Origin of the sequence: Chryseobacterium sp. ISL-6 (assembly GCF_018613715.1) — a bacterium.
Taxonomy (GTDB): Bacteria; Bacteroidota; Bacteroidia; order Flavobacteriales; family Weeksellaceae; genus Chryseobacterium; species Chryseobacterium paludis.
The window spans coordinates 341,712-361,293 of record NZ_JAGGPT010000010.1 but is presented as its reverse complement, the minus strand read 5'-3'; the positions used below and the strand labels follow the sequence as shown (position 1 = coordinate 361,293).

Annotated in this window: 15 protein-coding genes; 9 read left to right on the top strand and 6 right to left on the bottom strand. The window is 33.4% G+C overall.

Annotated features, from left to right (window positions below; all coding sequences use genetic code 11):
- Nucleotides 1-95: 95 nt before the first annotated feature.
- The 3 genes from J7E44_RS19620 to J7E44_RS19610 all read right to left on the bottom strand — a co-directional run bounded on the left by J7E44_RS19620 (nt 96) and on the right by J7E44_RS19610 (nt 3,547).
- Nucleotides 96-326, bottom strand: coding sequence for a hypothetical protein (locus J7E44_RS19620; protein WP_214832757.1), 231 nt, complete (start codon nt 324-326; stop codon nt 96-98).
- Between the two features lie 186 nt (nt 327-512).
- Nucleotides 513-1,403, bottom strand: a complete 891-nt coding sequence (locus J7E44_RS19615; RefSeq protein ID WP_214832755.1) for a DUF72 domain-containing protein — start codon at nt 1,401-1,403, stop codon at nt 513-515.
- Between the two features lie 101 nt (nt 1,404-1,504).
- Nucleotides 1,505-3,547, bottom strand: a complete 2,043-nt coding sequence (locus tag J7E44_RS19610) for a T9SS type A sorting domain-containing protein (protein WP_214832753.1) — start codon at nt 3,545-3,547, stop codon at nt 1,505-1,507.
- Nucleotides 3,548-3,977: 430 nt separating this feature from the next.
- Here J7E44_RS19610 and J7E44_RS19605 point away from each other — a divergent pair, with 430 nt between their 5' ends.
- Entirely contained in the window at nt 3,978-7,163 is a 3,186-nt protein-coding gene (locus tag J7E44_RS19605) for a TonB-dependent receptor (RefSeq protein ID WP_214832751.1), read from the top strand.
- 145 nt (nt 7,164-7,308) lie between these two features.
- On the opposite strand, the gene J7E44_RS19600 is transcribed toward J7E44_RS19605, so the two are convergent.
- The 3 genes from J7E44_RS19600 to J7E44_RS19590 form a co-directional block, all read right to left on the bottom strand.
- A complete protein-coding gene (locus tag J7E44_RS19600) occupies nt 7,309-8,967 on the bottom strand; it encodes a ribonucleoside-diphosphate reductase subunit alpha (RefSeq protein ID WP_214832749.1) in 1,659 nt (552 codons plus the stop codon).
- 59 nt (nt 8,968-9,026) lie between these two features.
- A complete protein-coding gene (locus tag J7E44_RS19595; protein WP_214832746.1) occupies nt 9,027-9,314 on the bottom strand; it encodes a hypothetical protein in 288 nt (95 codons plus the stop codon).
- A gap of 74 nt (nt 9,315-9,388) precedes the next feature.
- Nucleotides 9,389-10,363, bottom strand: coding sequence for a ribonucleotide-diphosphate reductase subunit beta (locus tag J7E44_RS19590; protein ID WP_214832744.1), 975 nt, complete (start codon nt 10,361-10,363; stop codon nt 9,389-9,391).
- A gap of 424 nt (nt 10,364-10,787) precedes the next feature.
- Here J7E44_RS19590 and J7E44_RS19585 point away from each other — a divergent pair, with 424 nt between their 5' ends.
- From J7E44_RS19585 to J7E44_RS19550, 8 genes are all read left to right on the top strand, one after another.
- Nucleotides 10,788-11,477, top strand: a complete 690-nt coding sequence (locus tag J7E44_RS19585) for an ABC transporter ATP-binding protein (RefSeq protein WP_214832742.1) — start codon at nt 10,788-10,790, stop codon at nt 11,475-11,477.
- Between the two features lie 46 nt (nt 11,478-11,523).
- On the top strand, nt 11,524-12,753 hold the full coding sequence (locus J7E44_RS19580; protein ID WP_214832740.1) for an ABC transporter permease: 1,230 nt from the start codon (nt 11,524-11,526) through the stop codon (nt 12,751-12,753).
- A gap of 61 nt (nt 12,754-12,814) precedes the next feature.
- Complete coding sequence (locus J7E44_RS19575; protein WP_214832738.1) at nt 12,815-14,086, top strand: ABC transporter permease; 1,272 nt, start codon at nt 12,815-12,817, stop codon at nt 14,084-14,086.
- A 68-nt stretch (nt 14,087-14,154) separates the two neighbouring features.
- Nucleotides 14,155-15,348, top strand: coding sequence for an efflux RND transporter periplasmic adaptor subunit (locus J7E44_RS19570; RefSeq protein WP_214832736.1), 1,194 nt, complete (start codon nt 14,155-14,157; stop codon nt 15,346-15,348).
- Between the two features lie 187 nt (nt 15,349-15,535).
- Nucleotides 15,536-16,102 (top strand): hypothetical protein, encoded by a 567-nt coding sequence (locus J7E44_RS19565; protein WP_214832734.1) that lies wholly within the window; start codon nt 15,536-15,538, stop codon nt 16,100-16,102.
- Nucleotides 16,103-16,113: 11 nt separating this feature from the next.
- Nucleotides 16,114-17,634: a glycosyltransferase family 39 protein gene (locus J7E44_RS19560; RefSeq protein ID WP_214832732.1), complete on the top strand. Its 1,521-nt coding sequence runs from the start codon at nt 16,114-16,116 to the stop codon at nt 17,632-17,634.
- A 30-nt stretch (nt 17,635-17,664) separates the two neighbouring features.
- Nucleotides 17,665-18,417, top strand: a complete 753-nt coding sequence (gene bla, locus J7E44_RS19555; protein ID WP_214832730.1) for a subclass B1 metallo-beta-lactamase — start codon at nt 17,665-17,667, stop codon at nt 18,415-18,417.
- Between the two features lie 140 nt (nt 18,418-18,557).
- Nucleotides 18,558-19,463: an NAD(P)/FAD-dependent oxidoreductase gene (locus J7E44_RS19550; protein ID WP_214832728.1), complete on the top strand. Its 906-nt coding sequence runs from the start codon at nt 18,558-18,560 to the stop codon at nt 19,461-19,463.
- The last annotated feature ends 119 nt before the right edge of the window (nt 19,464-19,582 follow it).

The window sequence follows — 19,582 nt, the reverse complement described above, 5'->3', positions numbered from 1 at the left end:
GAAAAGTATCTTTCGAAACATACAATAAAAAAAAATGATCTGCTTATTGAGCAGGTCATTTTTTTATGAATTATTATTTTTAAAATCTTAGCAAATCATGGATAATTTAAGATCAGCATGATTTTTTCTTTAAGTTCTTCAGGACAGTTTTTAACAAGTTTGTCTTTACTTTGGCTACTTATCTGATCATTCGTCAGCCACTCTGTAATATCTAAATGTTTATTGTTGCTGTCGTAAATTCTTTTAATGGTTTGATTTTCATAGAAAGTGTAATTATCACCAAGCGAATTGTTTGCGATACTTATCGTACATATTTCTTTTTCCATAGTTTTAATTTTTTACAATTTAATATAACGGGTTGTGTTCTACAATATATCATTTATTAGTGAAAAAATTAGCTTTTGTAAATAAACTTTTTTTTCACACTAAACAGTGAAATAAATTTTGTAAAAAATTAAAAATTTCTATAAAATCTCAAAAAAATGATCAAATAACTGGTGATTTTTTTGGTGTTAAAATAAAGTTCCATTATTTTCAGTAGCCATTTTTGGAACTTGCAGATCAGTTTTCCAGTCGTCGTTCATATTTTTTATCAAATAGGCAGATAATAATGGTGATGCTTTTTCAATATTCTGGTGAACGAAAAAATACAGATTCTGAAGACCTTCTTTTTTCCATTCGGTGGCGCGCTTTAACCAATCGTCTAATCTTTCGTAGTCACTTTCTGCATTAGCTCCTACATAACGGATGAAAGCATTTGGAGTGGTGAGCCTCATATGAAGCATATCTCTTCTTCCTGCCGTGTCTACAATAATATTGGTAATATGATGGGCCTCAAAAAGATCGCAGGTGGTATTAAAGATCTCTTCGTCCGTAAACCATTCAGTGTTTCTGAGTTCTATGGCTAAAGGAACCTCTTTTGGCCACTCTTTAACGAATTTCTCCAGCCTGTCATAATCTTTAGGTTTAAAGTTATCATGTAACTGTAGAAACACCATTCCGAGTTTCTCATTGAAGTTAAGAACTGAAGTTGCAAATTGAGTAACCGGTTCAGTGACATCAATTAATCTTCTGAAATGCGAAACCGTATTGGTAATTTTCGGAAAGAATTTAAAACCTGCCGGTGTTTTCTCTTTCCATGTCAATACCTGATCCGGCGTAGGCATTCCATAGAATGTTGCGTTGAGTTCGATAGAATTAAATTGAGTAGCATAGTAGGTCAATTCATCCTTTGTTCCTTTGGGATAAAATCCTTTAAGATCAGTTTTATTCCATTTAGCACATCCAATAGAGATATTTTCCAATCCCTTTTTATTTTTCTTAAGAATTTCTTTAGTTCTGCTGTGATCTTTTGGTAATGTAAAATCTATTTTTGAAGGATCTTCTACTTGTCCGAATTTCATATTTGAAAGTTTTTATGATTGATACTATTATAACAAATATAAAACAAAAAGCAGACAAATATTTTATGATTTCAGATGAAAATGATGAGTTTAAAAAGTGACTAATCTTTCAGTATCTTTTTTGAGATTTCTGTTTTTTCTGTTTTTATTTTTACGATATAAATTCCCTTCGTGTAATTTGAAATATCAATTTTGAAGACTTTTTTATTGAAGTTCCGATCCAGTAATAATCTTCCCAGGCCATCAACTATTTTTACATTCTTAACCAGATCTGATGATTTTATTTGAAATGTATCTTTTACAGGATTGGGAAAAATATTGGTATTCGTGATCATGTTATCCAGTTTGGAACTCTGTGTCTTTATTGTATTGGGACAATTGGTAGTAAAGCTAATGTCAGGATATTCAGCTTCCAGATTAGTAAGTTGATCAGGATCAACGCATATTGTTAAATTGCTGCCATAACCGAAGAATTCGCATCCTTCCAAAGAACTGTTTTTAATATTTACATGAGTTAGTCCCGACATATTATAAAAACCTACACCTTCTAAAATACTACTGTTTGAAAAATCTAAGTTGGTAACAAGGGGGCAACTTCGAAGTGTCACATACTTTAACATGCTGTTTTGTGAGGTGTTTATACTTGCCAATGAAGAATTATACTCAAAATCTATAGATTCAAGTTGTGGACATTGGGAGAGCTCTAGATTAGGAACTTTTGTATAGGTAAGACCTAAATCTCTTAGTGCTGTACATTGATTTATGTTCAAAGTATTTAATTCTGAGAAATTGTCAAAAGGTGAATTTCCAGGTAAGTTAGAACCGAGATTCAAAGTCTGTATGCTGGAACAGTTTTGAAGATTTAAGCTTTTTAGATCTCTGTTTCCATTTATGCTAAGGTTGGTTAAAGCAGTACAGTTTTGTGCCATGATCTGCTGTAGGTCAAAATGAGTGTTTGATGAATTTAAATCATTGGGAATATCTGCCTTCAGAGTGTTTAGATTTGATAAATTGCTTACATTCAGAATAGCCATATAGCCAGAGGAGTTTGTAATATCTATGTTTTCTAATGCAGTTGCATCACTGAAGTTAACCGTATTTGTGATCGGCTGATTGAATACTTTTAATAGTTTAAGATGGGGAAGACCTGAGAGGTTTAATGATGTCACATTTCCGAAATAAACTCCTGACGTTGTATTATACCCATATCTGTTGTAGAATGATGCATCGAGTTCTTCAAGATTGATTAATCCAGTATTTGAAAAATCAATAGTGGGTACATTAAGGCCTTTGATTTTTTTTAATGAAGAACAGCCATTTAGATTTACTGATGTAAAATAAGCTCCCGTTGTATCATAATGATCAGTATCTGCTATGATTTCCTGTAAATTTGTACAATTATTAGCAACAAGATTTATGTCCTGATTTGTATTGGTAAGGGTTATTCCATTTGAACCTAAAACGGATATTTTTGTTAATGAATTTATATTAGGTACGATTATTTTATCTAAACGATTACATGAGGTAAAAGTTAGTGTTTTGATATTACAGCTTTCAATATGGAGCTCTTTAATATTTTTATTATTTAAAATAATATCATCTTTAATCTGAGGACAGTTTTTAAATCTCAGGATTGTAGCTGGATCATAGGGAGCCAAATTAATGTTGGCTACAAAATCATTAACGTCCTTTACTGAGGAGCAATTATTAAATGAAAAGTCAATCGGAACAATATGACTCATTCCCGAATTGTCTATAAATCCTCCTGATCCTTCATAAAGTACTTTTTTAATCACATTATTATTGGTAAAGTTGATCACAGCAGATTTAGAATCCCTAATGTATAATTCCTCTAAATTTTGAAAAAGAAGCGCATCTGCTACAGAACCTGGAAGATTATTAAATGCAGGAATTCCTATTGATTTTATATTTAAAATTTTTACCTGCTGTGCCTCGGATATTTGTATTTCTCCATCACCATTTGAATCTACAGCCATAGGATTTCCATTTAGGTCCTTAGCTATCTCGTTGGAAGGTGTAGAATTTACTATTAAAGCTTTAAACTTTGAATCAGTAAAATTAAGATTTTGTGACTGAGCTATAAAAGAAAAGCTTACACAAAGAGTGAATAAGATTTTGTACATATTGTGTTTTTTAAAACGGTTTTAATTCTTATCAGATTTATTGAGGGAATAATAAATTCTGACATCACAAAAGTAATATTTTTTTACAACCAGTAACTTAGAATTAGTACTATAGTAATTATACTATATTTTTTAACCGTAGTAATACTTAACGACTCATTTCAAATGTTCTCCTATTTTTTAAATGGACATTAATTTAATAAAACTGAAGTCGTTCATATTTGGTTCATTTACAATAAAATATTATTAATTGAATAAAGTGCTTATTTTCAGGAGAATTAACAAAGGACGATATAGTGAATTATGAGAAAGTAATTAAGTTTTTTTTAAGGAAATATTAAACATTATGTGATGTAATGTTAATTGTATGTTACCGCAGTTCCTGTTTGTTGCTTCTAATTTTGCCATACAATTTAGAAGTATAAAAAATATGAAGCGAAAAATAATCTGTGCTTTTGCTCTTCTGTCATTTGGCTTGGCATTTTCACAGGAAACCAGCTCTAAAATTTTCGGAAGATTAAAAGGAATTAATTCTGAAGTTACTGTAAAAGTAATTCATGTTCCTACCAACAGTACCTTTGAAACAAAAAGTAATAACAAAGGACAATTCAGTTTGGATAATCTACAGCCCGGAGGACCTTATACAATAGAAATTTCCGATGGTTCACAAGTTATCTATTCGAATACAAATGTGCAACTTTCACTGGGAAGTAATGACTTACCGGTTGTAGAGATTAAAGACAGAGAAAAAGTAATAGATGAGGTAAAGCTCACTTCTAAAAGAACAACTGTAAAAAATGGTGTTGGAATTACCCAGGCACAAATTTCCGGACTTCCAAATATAAACCGAGGAATTCAGGACGTTACCAAGCTTGTTCCACAAAGTGCCAATAACTCTTTTAACGGAACTAACTTCCGTTATAACAACGTTACGATAGATGGATCAATTAATAATGATGCCATTGGTTTCAGTCCATCATTAGGAGGGCAAACCGGAACATCGGGGATGCCGGGAAGTAGTACCCGTTCCAATTCAATAAGTTTGGATGCCATTCAGGACGTACAGGTATATATTGCTCCTTATGATGTTAAATTAGGAAACTTTCTTGGAGGAAGTATTAATGCTGTTACCCGCAGTGGTAGTAATAATGTAGAGGGATCTTTTTATGTGTATGGGCGTAACGCATCTATCACAGGAAGAAACAGAGCAGGTGATAATTCAAAAATGCCAAGTTCTTTTGAAGATTTTATTTATGGGGGTAGAGTAGGTTTGCCTATCGTAAAAGATAAAGTATTTTTATTCACCAATCTTGAATATACCAAAAGAACAGACCCTGTTTTCTATAATGCAAATGATCCCAACGGACTGGTTAATGACGCGGTTGCCCAGCAAATTTCTGATTTTGTACGTACCAAATATGGCTTTAATACAGGAAGCTTTAACCAGTATAATAACTTTTCAGAAAGTGCTAAGCTTTTTAATAAAATCGATTGGAAGATCAATGATAAACACACGTTATCAATTAAGAATAATACGGTGTTTTCACAAGCTTCAAACCTTGAAAGAGATGGTGCTAATTTCAGATTTTCAAGCATGGACTTTATTCAGAAAAACAATGCTTCTACCACTACTTTGGAGCTGAAGAGCCGTTTTAATGATAAATGGAATAATAATTTGGTGCTAGGATACTCTTCTATAAATGATTACAGAGACCCTACTTCTTCCAATGCGATGTTCCCACAGGTGGAAATAGGATATAATGGCGGAACTATTTTATTAGGAAACGACAGAGAGGCTACGGTTTTCAATATGAAACAAAAAACGTTTGAAATTACCGATAACCTAACTTATAAAACAGGTAATCATACTTTCTTATTAGGAACACACAATGAATTATATAATATCGATTATGGTTTTGTAAATGCTCTTAATGGCAGGATTTCTTATAAGAGCCTTGCAGATTTCTACAATTCAAATCCTGCAAGAATAAGAGGAACCTATCCATTTAATGGAGACAGCAGAGAAACGATTTTCAATAACCCATACGCTTCATATAAAGTTAATCTTCTTTCATTATACTTTCAGGATGAGATCAACTGGGGAAGATTACGTTTGTCTCCTGGTGTAAGAGTAGATTATACTGATCTTCCAAATAAACCACTTTTAAGTACAAAGGTTAATAATTCTCCACAGGATCCTAATATGGGAAATACCTATAATTATACACCTTTAAGCCAGCTTACAAATAAATATCTTAATAAACCGACATTGTCTCCAAGATTAGGATTTACGTATGATCTTACAGAAGATAGATCTGTAGTATTAAGAGGAGGTTCTGGTATTTTTGTGGGAAGAATTCCCTTTGCATGGTTAGGATATGCTTATTATAATGATGGGGTAGGTTTTGGAAGCTATGATTATAATGCACCAACTACAGCACAGCTTGCAGCTAATGGTGATCCATTGGTAAGTGGTAATTTTGCTAATTGGCAAAACTCTTCAAAAGTTCAGGTAGACCTTATTGATAATAATTTTAAAATGCCAAAAGTTTGGAGAAGCTCATTGGGCGTAGATTATACTGTTGGAGGATATAAACTGACATTAGAAGGTATCTATACTAAAGTACTTTATGATCTGAAATTCCAGCAGGTTAATAAAACAGATAATGTAACGTATTATAGCTATGATGTGAATCATCAGATGCCAATCTATACCACAAATATCAATAGTAATTTTTCTAATGCCTATCTTTTATCCAATACCAAGGAAGGGTATCGATATAACGTAACAGCACAGATTTCCAAGTCTTATAATTTTGGGTTTAACTTCTTTGCAGCATATACGTATGGAGATGCAAAAGATATTACAAATGGTATCAGAAACTCTATGGAAAGTAATTGGCAGATGAATCAGTCTCTGACTCCTAATGATCCTCAGTTAACGACCTCTAATTTTGCCATTAAAAATAGAATTGTAGCAAATCTTGGCTATGGTTTAAATCTTTCTCAATCCAATAAATTATCAGCTAATGTATATTTCAATGCTCAATCGGGGAATCCTTTCTCTTGGGGCTTTGTGAACAGTACCATTGCTAATACAGGACAGGCTGCGGGATTGGCATATATCTTCAAAGATGCTACTGAAGCAGCTAAGTATATAGTTCCTATAAAAGATGCAGGAGGAACTGTTTTAGTAACGGCTCAACAGCAGATTGCTGATTATGAGAATTTTGTTAATAGTAATAAATATCTAAGCAGTAGAAGAGGAACATTTACTCAAAGAAATGGAGACGTTACACCATGGAACATACAGGCTGATATCAGAATTATGGATGAGATCAGATTGAGTGAAAAGTCTAAAAATACCTTACAGATTTCTTTAAGCATTATCAACTTTACAAATCTTTTAAATAAAGATTGGGGTAAAGTGTATTTTGTACCTAACACCTTCAACTCAACAGCCAGTGTGGGTCTTACGAAAGTTGGAAATGTAGCGACAGGGCAACCTGGGGCTGGAGATCCTACTTACAATTTTAAATCTCCGGGTTTACCTTATACCATTGATCAGTTTGCATCAAGGTTCCAGGCACAAGTGGGGGTTCGATATAATTTTTAATTTTTACTTTATATATTCTTTCAAGAGTCCAGATTTTCTTTCTGGGCTTTTTTATTTTATATAACCCTGTATTAAAGAATTTAATAAAAATAAAAAAAGCACGCTTTTAAACGTGCTTCATATATAAATGTTTATTATTTGTGGTCTAAGCTTCGCAGCTTGAACATGATACAAAGTTTACCATCATTTCTTTAGATACAGATGAGCTTCTTTGATAATATAATGTTTTTACTCCTTTTTTCCATGCTTCGATATATAGATAGTTTACATCTTTTACAGGCATTGTGGATGGAATTTGTAAATTCAATGATTGAGCCTGATCGATATACTGCTGTCTTTGAGCAGCCTGAGAAATAATCTCCATTGGAGAGATCTCCTTGAATGTTTTAAATACCGCTTTTTCTTCCTCTGTTAATTCAGTTAAATGCTGAACAGAACCATGATTCAACATGATCGTTCTCCATGTTTCTTCATTATCTAATCCTTTTTCTTCTAATAATTTTGCTAGATACTTGTTCTTACGCATAAAGTTTCCTTTAGCCAAACCAGCTTTATAATAATTAGACGCAAAAGGCTCAATTCCAGGAGAAGTTTGACCTAAAATAGCAGAACTTGAAGTCGTAGGAGCAATAGCCATTGTGGTTGTATTCCTCAATCCGTAACCTTTCAACAATTCAGGTTCTCCATAGATATTAGCTAATTCTCTTGAAGCTTGTTCTGATTGTTCTTTAATATGTTTGAAAGCTCTTGCATTGAATTGAGTTGCCTCAAAGCTTTCAAAAGGGATCATATTTTTTTGTAAATAAGAATGATATCCTAAAACTCCTAATCCAAGAGCTCTGTGGCGCATTGCAAAGTTTCTTGCTCCCTGTAGGTAATAGTTTCCTTCTGTTTTGTCAATAAATTCAGTTAAAACAGCATCCAGGAAATAAACAGCAAGTTTTACAGCATCAGTATCTTTCCATTCGTCATATAATTCCAGGTTCATGGAAGATAAACAACAAATGAATGATTCTTCTCTTGTAGAAGGAAGCATGATTTCAGAACAAAGGTTGCTTGCATTTACTGTTAATCCTAAATCCTTATAAACCTGTGGCTTGTTTCTGTTAACGTTATCTGTAAAGAAAATATAAGGAAGCCCTTTTTGTTGACGGCTTTCTAAAACTCTCGCCCATATTTTACGCTTATCCATATCACCATCGATCATATCCTGCATCCAGTAGTCAGGAACGCAGATTCCCGTAAATAAATTCTGGATAGGACTTCCGATGTCTTTAATAGATAAAAATTCTTCAATGTCACCGTGGTCAATATCCAGGTAAGCTGCAAAAGCACCCCTTCTCACACCTCCTTGAGATACTACATCCATTGCTGTATCAAACAATTTCATGAAAGAAACAGCTCCCGAAGATTTTCCATTGTCAGTTACGGCAGTTCCTCTGTTACGAAGTTCTCCGAAATATCCTGAAGTTCCACCTCCAATTTTCGTCTGCATGATCACCTCACCCATTTTATGAGTAATTCCTTCAATACTATCTGGAATATGAACGTTGAAGCAAGAAATAGGAAGGCCTCTCTGAGTTCCCATATTTGCCCAAACCGGAGAAGAGAAACTGATCCAACCCTTAGTGATCATTTCTTTAAAAGCCGGTTGTAATTCTGGTTTATATAATTTTTTGGCAGCCGCAGTGGTAATTCTGTCGATAGCCCCGTCTACAGTTTCCCCTTTTAACAGATATCCTCTGTTTAGCATTTGCTCAGACTCCTCGTTGAGCCACCATATATTGGTACTTTGTTCCTCCATAGTTGTTATATTTTCGAATTCCAGGATGCCTATATCGTATATCCAGAAATTTTGTGTTATTAAATTGTTTGTAAGAATTCTACTTTGTGGGAATCATTCAGCCCACTCTCATCTCTTCGTTTTTGGAACTCTTTAAAAGATGGTGTATTCAAAACCTCATGTTGTACTTCTTCATTGATGTAATTGGAATAATGCAAAAATGTTACACCATCCTCTTTTACATATACTTTGTATTCAAATGTTGACTGATCCAATTGCTTGAAATCATCCAGAAACTTTTGAACATTCACTTTATTTTCTGAAACAAATTCAGGTTTTACAGTATAAGATACAATTACGTTGATCATCGTTTGTGCTTTGGTTATTATTACTCGGAATAACAGATTTGCTAATAAAGTTTTTGTAAGGAACCTGTTTTCAATTAAAACAAATCGTTTGCTGTAATACTCTTATCGTGTTTTGTGTAATCTACGGGTCTTTTAGCAAAGAAATCATCCATAGAGTTAGCGAAAACTTCTTCTTCAAACCATTTCATTGGTCGATACTGTTCAGGAGAAATGTTGTAACGAGTGTCCATATTGATTTTCTTTAAGCTGTCATCAACACGGTATTTCATGAAGTTTAACAAATCTTCTTTTGAGAAGACAGTTAATTCCCCTAATTCGAAGATCCAGTCTACAATTTCCCCTTCTAATTCTACAGATTGATCTACCAATGTATAGATATCTTCAATATCAGAATCCGTTAATAATTCAGGTTGTTCCTCACGGATTTTATTGATTAAATAAATTCCTGCATTAGCATGAATTTGTTCATCTATTGAAGTCCAAGCGATGATATTCGAAACATTTTTCATATACCCTTTAAATCTTGTGAAAGAAAGGATGATCGCAAATTGCGAGAAAAGAGATACGTTTTCGATCAGTATACTGAACAATAAAAGTGAAGAAACATATTCTTTCGGTGTTGAAGAATTAGCATGCTTAAGAACGTTTGACAAGAAGTCAATTCTCTTCTTCACAGCAGGAACTTCTATTACATTTGTGAATTCTTCATTATATCCTAGTACCTCTACTAGACGGGAATAAGCTTCAGAATGGCGAAATTCGCATTCTGCAAAAGTAGCTCCAAGACCGTTCAATTCAGGCTTTGGTAAGTGGTTGTATAGGTTTCCCCAGAATGTCTTTACAGACACCTCTATCTGTGCAATTGCTAAAAGTGCATTTTTCACAGCATTTTTTTCGTGCGGTTCTAACTGCGAATGAAAATCCTGAACATCTGCAGTAAAATCCACTTCCGAATGCACCCAAAACGATTTATTAATCGCTTCTACAAATTGAAGAACCTCAGGGTATTCAAATGGCTTGTAACTTACTCTCTTATCAAAAATTCCCATATTAAAATGTCTTTAAATTAAAATAATTAGATCACTGTGGATAAAAATCAAAGAATAAATAACGGCTTGATTTGTTGGAACTTATATTTAAAAGTTTTTCACAAGAAAAGTGTTTTTATTATTTGCTAGTGCGAAGCACAAAGTTCGAAAAAAAGAACTGATTTTGAAAGGGGTAAATACTAATTGGCTGACTTTTAACCGTAAAAGTTTTCCACATTTACATGAAACAAGCACTGATATTGGTTTACATAGAATAATACACCTGAAATAAATATTTTTGATAAGTTACAGTTAAACGCATGTTCTTAAACATCTATTAATAAAGCTTAAATATATTAAACAGTAAAATATTATAATAAATTTTTATTCTTGTAACAAAATCAAAATATCTTCTACTTATTGAGTATAAAACATAGATCACTTAATGTTAGTAATTCAGGATTTAAATAAATCATACGATACAGGCAAAAGTAAACTGCACGTTCTCAAGGGTATTAATCTTAATATCGCTGAAGGTGAGTTTGTTTCCATCATGGGAAGTTCAGGTTCCGGAAAGTCCACACTCCTTAATATTATAGGTATTCTGGATGAAAAGGATTCTGGTACTTATGAGCTGGATGGAGTTCCAATCGAACATTTATCTGAAATAAAGGCTGCTGAATACAGAAGTAAATTCCTGGGATTTATTTTTCAGTCTTTTAACTTGATCGGATATAAAACAGCTTTAGATAATGTTGCCCTTCCTTTATATTACCAAAATGTACCAAGGAAAGAGCGTAACCAGAAAGCAATGGAATATTTGGAAAAAGTAGGTCTTGCTCAATGGGCGACCCACCTTCCAAACGAACTTTCAGGAGGACAGAAACAAAGAGTAGCTATTGCAAGAGCTTTGATTACCAATCCTAAAATTGTATTGGCAGATGAGCCTACGGGTGCTTTGGATTCAAAGACCACACATGATATTATGAAGCTGCTTCAGGATATTAATGATGAGGGAAAAACCATCATTGTGGTTACTCACGAACCAGACGTTGCGGCACAAACCAAAAGAAACGTTATTTTAAAAGATGGAATCATTGAAAGTGATGAGTTTATAAAGCAGGTTGTTTTGTAAATAGTGAATACTAAGGAGACTTTAAAAAAGTAAAAAAAGTAAAATTATGTTTGACCTGGATCGGTGGCAGGAAATATTCAGTTCTATTCGCAGTAATGTATTGCGAACGGTACTTTCTGGATTTACGGTAGCGTTGGGGTTATTTATCTTTATCGTTCTTTTTGGAATTGGTAAAGGTTTGCAAAATGCTTTTACAGAGGGTTTTGCACGAGATGCTCAAAACCTGATTTCCATTTTTACAGGAAAAACCACAGTTGCTTATAAAGGACTACAGTCTGATCGTACCGTTACGATGAATAATGATGACTATGATTTCCTGGTTAATGAGGATAAAGAAAAAGTAGGCTATTCTACTCCGAGATATCAGACTAGTTTATTAGTGAAGTATGGTAAGGAAAGTGGCAACTACCAGGTTAATGGAGGAGATCCTGAAGAAAAATTTATAGAGAACAGAAAGATTCTTGAAGGTCGTTACCTTAATCCTTCAGATCTTGACAGGAAACAAAATGTCGCTGTAATAGGGAGAATGGTGCAACGTGACTTGATCAAAAATGGAAGTCCTATAGGAAAAGACTTGAATATTAATGGAACCATGTTCAAGGTAGTTGGTGTATTTTCTGATGATGGTGGAGACTGGGATGAAAGACATATTTCGGTACCTATTACAACTTTACAACAAATGAAGAAAGGGTCGGATACCGTAAGTACTGTGTATATTGCCTATAATGAGAAACTAAATCCTCAGGAAGCCATAAAATATGGTAATGAGCTTAAAGATAGATTAAAAGCCAGAAAAAGTGTTTCGCCAGATGATGAAAACGGAGTCCGGGTATGGAATAATGCCGAGAATATGAATGATACATTCATGTTTATGGCTGTACTTACAGGGATTGTAGGTTTTATTGGAATGGGAACCCTGATTGCCGGAATTATCGGAATCAGTAATATTATGGTTTACATTGTTAAAGAAAGAACCAAAGAAATTGGCGTGAGAAAAGCTATTGGTGCAAAACCCAGAAGTATTGTTGCTTTAATTGTTCAGGAAAGTGTAGTGATTACAGTAATTTCAGGACTTGTTGGAGTTGGCTTAGGAATATTGGCACTCAGCTTAATGGGAGACCGACTTGAGGAATATTTTATAAAAAACCCAAGTGTAGGAGGGACTGAGATCTTCATGGCATTTTTAGCTTTGGTATTTTCAGGGCTTATAGCAGGCTTTGTTCCCGCCTATAGAGCATCGAAAATTAAACCTATAGAAGCATTGCGATCAGAATAAAATCTGACAACTTATTTGATAATAATATAAAACGTATAATTCAAACTCATAACTAGCATCAATGAACATCTTATTTAAAAAGGATACCTGGCAGGAAATTTATTATTCATTGAGAAATAATAAACTTCGGACATTCCTTACCATGATCGGTGTGGGTTGGGGTATGTTTTTATATGTAAGTCTGCTTGGAGCAGCAAAAGGAATGGAGAATGGTTTTGATAAATTATTCTCAGGCTTTGCTACAAATTCTATTTTTCTATGGGCTCAGAAAACTTCCATTCCTTATGAAGGTTTTCCAAAAGGAAGAGAGATGAAACTACATCTGCCTGATATGGAAATGTTGAAGAGAAAAGTTCCTGAAATAGATTATATATCGCCACAAAATGCAAGAGGAAGTTTTACAGGAACACCTGGAGAAGCGATGTCAAAAAATGGTAAGAGTGCTACCTATTCACTTACTGGAGATTATCCTGTAGGAAATAAAATTTCTGAGAAAAAACTTATTTTCGGACGCTATATTAACGATGCCGATTTATCAGGAAATAAAAATGTAGCTGTAATTGGTGAGGAAGTGTATAAAAACTTTTTTGACTCTAAAAAGAAAGAAAATCCGATCGGAAAATCAATAAATATCAAAGGACTCTTTTTTAATATCATTGGTGTTTTCAGAGTGAAAAAGGGAGGCGGTTTTGAAAATGACCGTACCGTGTTTATTCCACTTTCTACCTACACGAAAATGTATAATGCCGGAGATAATATAGATATGTTTGCGATTGTAGGAAGGTCGGAAGCAGATCTAAAAGTGGTAGAGGAAAAAGTAAAACAAGTTTTAAAGCTTAAAAATAAAGTTTCACCAGAAGATACTAATGCTTTCGGAAGTTTCAATCTCGGAAAAGAATTTGGGAAATTAACCGGATTTTTAACAGGTATGCAGCTTTTGACGATTATTGTAGGAACATTAACGATTCTTGCAGGCGTTATTGCGATTTCAAATATCCTATTGATCACGGTAAAAGAAAGAACTAAGGAGATAGGAATCAGGAGAGCTTTAGGAGCAAAGCCTTCTGAGGTAAGAAATCAGATTTTGCTGGAAAGTGTTGTTATAACACTGTCTTCGGGATTACTCGGGTTTATGTCTGGAATATTTGTGCTTATGATTCTGAATATGATAACGCAGAATCAGGATGCCTTTCCATTTTATAATCCCACGGTAAATTATGGGAATGTATTTGCCGCGATGGCGGTGATGGTGATTTTGGGACTTATTATTGGAATGATCCCTGCCCAGAGAGCTGTAAAAATAAGACCTATCGAGGCATTAAGATCTGAATAATTTGAAATTAATAATTGCAAGATTATCTTAAAATTTTAAACCATTTAAATAAAAAATAAACTAGATATATGAAAAAGAAATTCACTTGGAAAAAAGCCATTTATATACTGTTGGGGCTTTTATTTGCAGTGGCATTATTCTCAGGAATTGGTTATCTTATAAAATCTAATTCTAAAGAGAGTGAGGCTTTCCTTACGCGGAAACCAACGATCCAGAATATGGATGATAAAGTAATGGCGACAGGAAAAATTATCCCAAAAGAAGAAATTGAAATCAAACCGAACATTGCAGGTATCATTGATAAGATTTTAGTAGATGAAGGAGATAAAGTGGTCGCTGGACAATTGGTTGCTACAGTAAGGATTATTCCAAATATTGCTGATGTAAATAATGCGCAACAAGAAGTTGAAAACTCTCAGCTTCAGATCAATAATGCTAAGATGAATGTAGAAAATATGCAGAAGCAATTTGATATGCAGCAGAAATTATATAGTCAGGGAGTGATCTCAAAACAGGATTTTTTAAACTCTCAGCAGCAATTATATTCTCAGCAACAATCTCTTAAAAATGCAAATCAGCAATTTCAGACAGCACAAAAAAGATTGCAGATCGTGAAAACAGGTGCTACACCGGAATTGCAAGGTTTTGCGACAACTCAGATCCGTTCTAAAGCAGCAGGAACTGTTCTTGAGGTTCCTGTAAAAGTAGGAAGTCAGGTAATTGAGGCTAACTCTTTCAATGCCGGAACTACGATTTGTTCTATTGCAGATCTTAATTTGTTAATCTTCCAAGGGGAAATTGATGAAGCTCAGGCAGGAAAACTAAAGCAGGGAATGAATATGAATATCGTTATCGGTGCTCTGCAAAATAAAACATTCCCAGGGAAATTAACGATGATCGCTCCTAAAGGAAAAGACAATCTGGGTACCATAAAATTCCCGGTTGAAGGTGATGTATTTAATCCAAATAATGAGTATATCAGAGCAGGTTTTTCAGCCAATGGAGAGATCGTATTGAATTCTCAGAAAAATGCTTTACTATTGGATGAGTCACTTGTTCAATATGAAAAGAGTAATGGTAAGGACAAATCTTTTGTTGAAGTAAAACAGGCAGATGGAAAATTCAAAAAAGTATATGTGAAATTAGGTGCTAGCGATGGTATCAATGTACAGGTGCTTTCAGGAATCGATAAAAATTCTGAAGTCAAAGTTTGGAACCCTTCTGATAAAGACAAAGAAGAGCTTAAAGAAAAGAAAAAATAATAAACTAATCAGATAAATTTTATCTTGTCCCGGGAATTCTTTTCCGGGATTTTTTATGAGAAGTATTCCAGGGAGTATTCTTAAAATAATTATCTTAGATTTTAAAGGTTTTAGTAATGAAATTGAATTTTGAAATGTTTTACAAGAAAGGATTTTATAAATTTGAATTATTCATAATAACATAATTATGTGTAGATACGCAGGAAAAACATATAAATCTAATTACGCCTGTTTTAAATGTAGAAAATCCTTTAAACAAGTGAATCCTAATGATATTCTATTGAGAATAAAGAAGGATAAAGTCTTTCATGAGCTTAATGGAAAATCGATAAGGAAGGTCGGGCAAATTTTCACAAAAGCAGAAAGAAGTAAATTATTAGAATTGATTAATGAAATAGAGTCAAGACCAATAAAATGTCCCCAATGTGGAAGTCTTATGGCGGATTTAGGGAAGGATTTTAGAGTGCCTAGAAAAGCGGCAATTAAAGAATGGGAAATTGTAGAAGGGCTTTTTAGAACAGGTAGGTACTTTTATAGTTGTGGTTGTAATGGAATTGGATATATCCCACAAAATTTAAATGATTATAAGGATTATTTAAAAAAAGCATTGAATAAATATCAGGGTTGTATTATATATTATGAAGGTAAAACTGAGATTGAATATCCAGATAAAATGGAAAGGATAGATTATTGGAATCAGAAAATACACAATGTTAAAGATGAAATGATAAAACAGAAATTTGATATGAATTAATTTAGTGAATGATGAAAAAAAATATCCTCATTCTTTTTCTTTTTGTTGTGATTAAGTTTGTTCTTCAATATTCTTTGATAGGACCAGAATATGAACTTCATCGCGATGAATATTTGCATCTTGATCAGGCCAACCATTTGGCTTGGGGTTATTTATCAGTGCCGCCTCTCAATTCATGGTTAGCTTGGCTGGTTCAGCTTTTTGGAAATTCTGTTTTCTGGGTTAAATTTTTTCCCGCTCTGTTTGGTGCTTTAACGATTGTTGTGGTTTGGCAGATTATAGAAGAGTTGAAGGGTAGTTTATACGCTCAGATTTTAGCTGCAACAGGGATTTTACTCTCCGTACTTCTTCGGTTAAATATGCTTTTTCAACCTACTTCTTTAGAAGTATTACTGTGGATATTAATGTATTATGTTCTTATTAGATATTTTAATACTGAAAAAGTGAAATGGCTTTATATTGGGGCTGTTATTTTTGGTCTGGGCTTTCTAAATAAATATAATATTGCATTCCTGCTCCTTGGTATTATTCCTGCTTTACTGATAAGTAAGCAAAGGAAGATATTTCTGAATCCTCACCTTTATTCAGCCAGTTTCCTTGCATTGCTTGTTATTTTGCCTAATCTATTATGGCAGTATCATAATGATTTTCCTGTGATTCATCACATGAAGGAGCTTTCAGAGAGGCAGCTGGCCCATGTTGATCGGTTTGATTTTCTAAAGTCTCAAATTTTATTTTTTGTAGGTTCTGTTTTTATCATTTTTGCGGGATTCTACGCATTGCTTTTTTATAAACCTTTTGAAAGATTCAGGTTTTTCTTTTGGAATTATGTATTTGTAATTGCATTATTCCTGTTTTTTAAAGCTAAAGACTATTATGCAATTGGTTTGTATCCTATTTATATTGCTTTTGGCTCTGTATATTTAGGCTATCTTTTTGAAAAAGGCCGGACAAGAATTTTGCGGGCGATAGCGATAATGTTGCCAATACTGTTGTTCCTACCATTATATCAGGTGGCTTTTCCAAACAAAAGTCCTCGATATATTCTTGACCATCAGGAAAAGTATAAAAGATTTGGACTGCTACGTTGGGAGGATGGGAAAGATCATTCATTGCCACAAGATTTTGCAGATATGCAGGGGTGGAAAGAATTAGCTCAAAAAGTAGATAAAGAATATTCCAAATTATCAAAGACAGGAAAAACGCTAGTTCTATGCGACAATTATGGCCAGGCTGGATCTATTAATTACTATTCAAAGATGGGAATAAAAGCTGTCTCGTTTAATGCCGATTATATCAACTGGTTTAATCTGGACCAAAAATATTCTAACCTGATAAGAATAAAAGACAATGATCATAATGATGAATTAAAAGAGACTGGTCCATATTTTGAAATTTCAAAAAAGGTCGATTCGATTACCAATCCTTTTGCCAGAGAAAAAGGTACTCTTATTTTTAGTTTCAAAGGAGCGAAAATAGATATCAGGATGAAAATAAAAAAAGAAATTGATGATACTAAAAGTGAGTATTAAAAGTTTTATTTTTACTGAAAAGAAGTAAAAATGAAAGCATTTTTTAAAGTCCTGTGTTTATTCGTAATAACTGTTTTAAGTTGTAGTTTTCAGAAAGCCGGATCAATAGACCCTAAAGTTGTTTATGAATCTGAAAATCTGGTTGTCAGACAGTTATCTAAGAATGTTTATCAACATATTTCATATCTTAATACTGAAACATATGGGAAAGTTCCTTGTAACGGGATGGTTGTGAAAGATGGAAATGAAGCTGTTATTTTCGATACTCCGTCCGATGATACAAGTTCTGCAGAATTGATCAAATGGATTAAAGGTAGTCTGAATGCTAAAATTAATGCTGTCATAGCAACTCATTTTCATAATGACTGTGTAGGAGGTTTAAAAGAGTTTAGGAAGAATAATATCCCTTCTTATGCCAGTAATAAGACTATAGCATTGGCAAAAAAGAATAAATTTAACGTTCCTGATCGTGGATTTGATAATACTTTAACTTTACATGTTGGCAAGCAAAAAGTATATGCAACATTTTTTGGTGAAGGACACACCAGAGATAATGTGGTGGGATATTTTCCTAATGAGAATGTGATGTTTGGTGGGTGTTTAGTTAAAGAAGTTGATGCGACTAAAGGATATCTTGAAGATTCTAATGTAAAAGCATGGTCTGAAACTGTTGAAAAAGTAAAAAAAGCATATCCGGATGCAAAAATAGTAATTCCGGGGCACGGAGAAGTTGGAGGGCAGGAATTACTGGATTATACCATCAAGTTGTTTAAAGTAGAGTAGTTCTGCTAATCGGGATATGAGAAGTTTACGATTTTAACTGATTGAATGCAATCGGTTTTTTTTGATTATTTTATTATTGCAATTTAGTTGCATTATTTAAAATTTATTCTATCTTTGTCATTGTAATTTTATTTAAAAACATGGAAAACGACAACTTTGATGTTATTATAATTGGAGGAAGTTATGCTGGGCTTTCTGCGGGAATGGCTCTGGGAAGATCCCTAAGAAATGTTTTAATTATTGATAGTGGAAAACCGTGTAATGAGCAAACGCCACATTCTCATAACTTTCTGACTCAGGATGGTAAAACACCACAAGAGATTAGTAAGGAAGCAAGAAGACAGGTTGAAAAATATAATTCAGTACAATTTGACGATGATATCGTGGTAAGCGCAAAAAAAGCCACAAAAGGTTTTGAAGTGAAGACATTGTCAGGAAAAAGATTTAAATCTAAGAAGCTAGTTATTGCTACGGGAATTAGAGACGTAAAACCCGATATTCCAGGTTTTAATGAATGTTGGGGGATTTCTGTTCTGCATTGTCCGTATTGCCATGGATTTGAAGTTAAAAATGAAACCACAGGAATTATAGCCAATGGAGATTTTGCTTTTGAGTTTTCAAAAATGATCATTCACTGGACTAAGGATCTCAGTTTATTCACTAATGGAAAATCAGAGCTTACAGAAGATCAAATAAGACAATTGACCAGGAAAAATATTCAGATCAATGAAAATAAAATTGATCAATTAGAACATACGAATGGGAAAATTAAAAATATACTTTTTAAGGATGGAAGTAAACACCCATTAAAAGCTATTTATGCGAAAGTTCCTTTTGAACAAAACCTAAACGTTTCAGACGATTTAGGAGTTGAACTCACTGAATTTGGCCATATCAAAACAGATCCATTTTATAAAACAAATGTTTTCGGAGTGTATGCTTGTGGTGACAACTCATCCATGATGCGTTCCGTAGCTAATGCTGTGGGATCAGGAAATACAGTGGGTGCTATGGTAAATAAGGAACTAATTGAAGAAGAATTTTAATTAAATTTTAAGTGTTTTAGTAATTCCCTGTTGGACTAATACAACAGGGAGTTTTTTTGAAAAAAATGCATAAAATGATATTGAAATTAAAGATATTTTATGAAATTTTATTCCAAAAA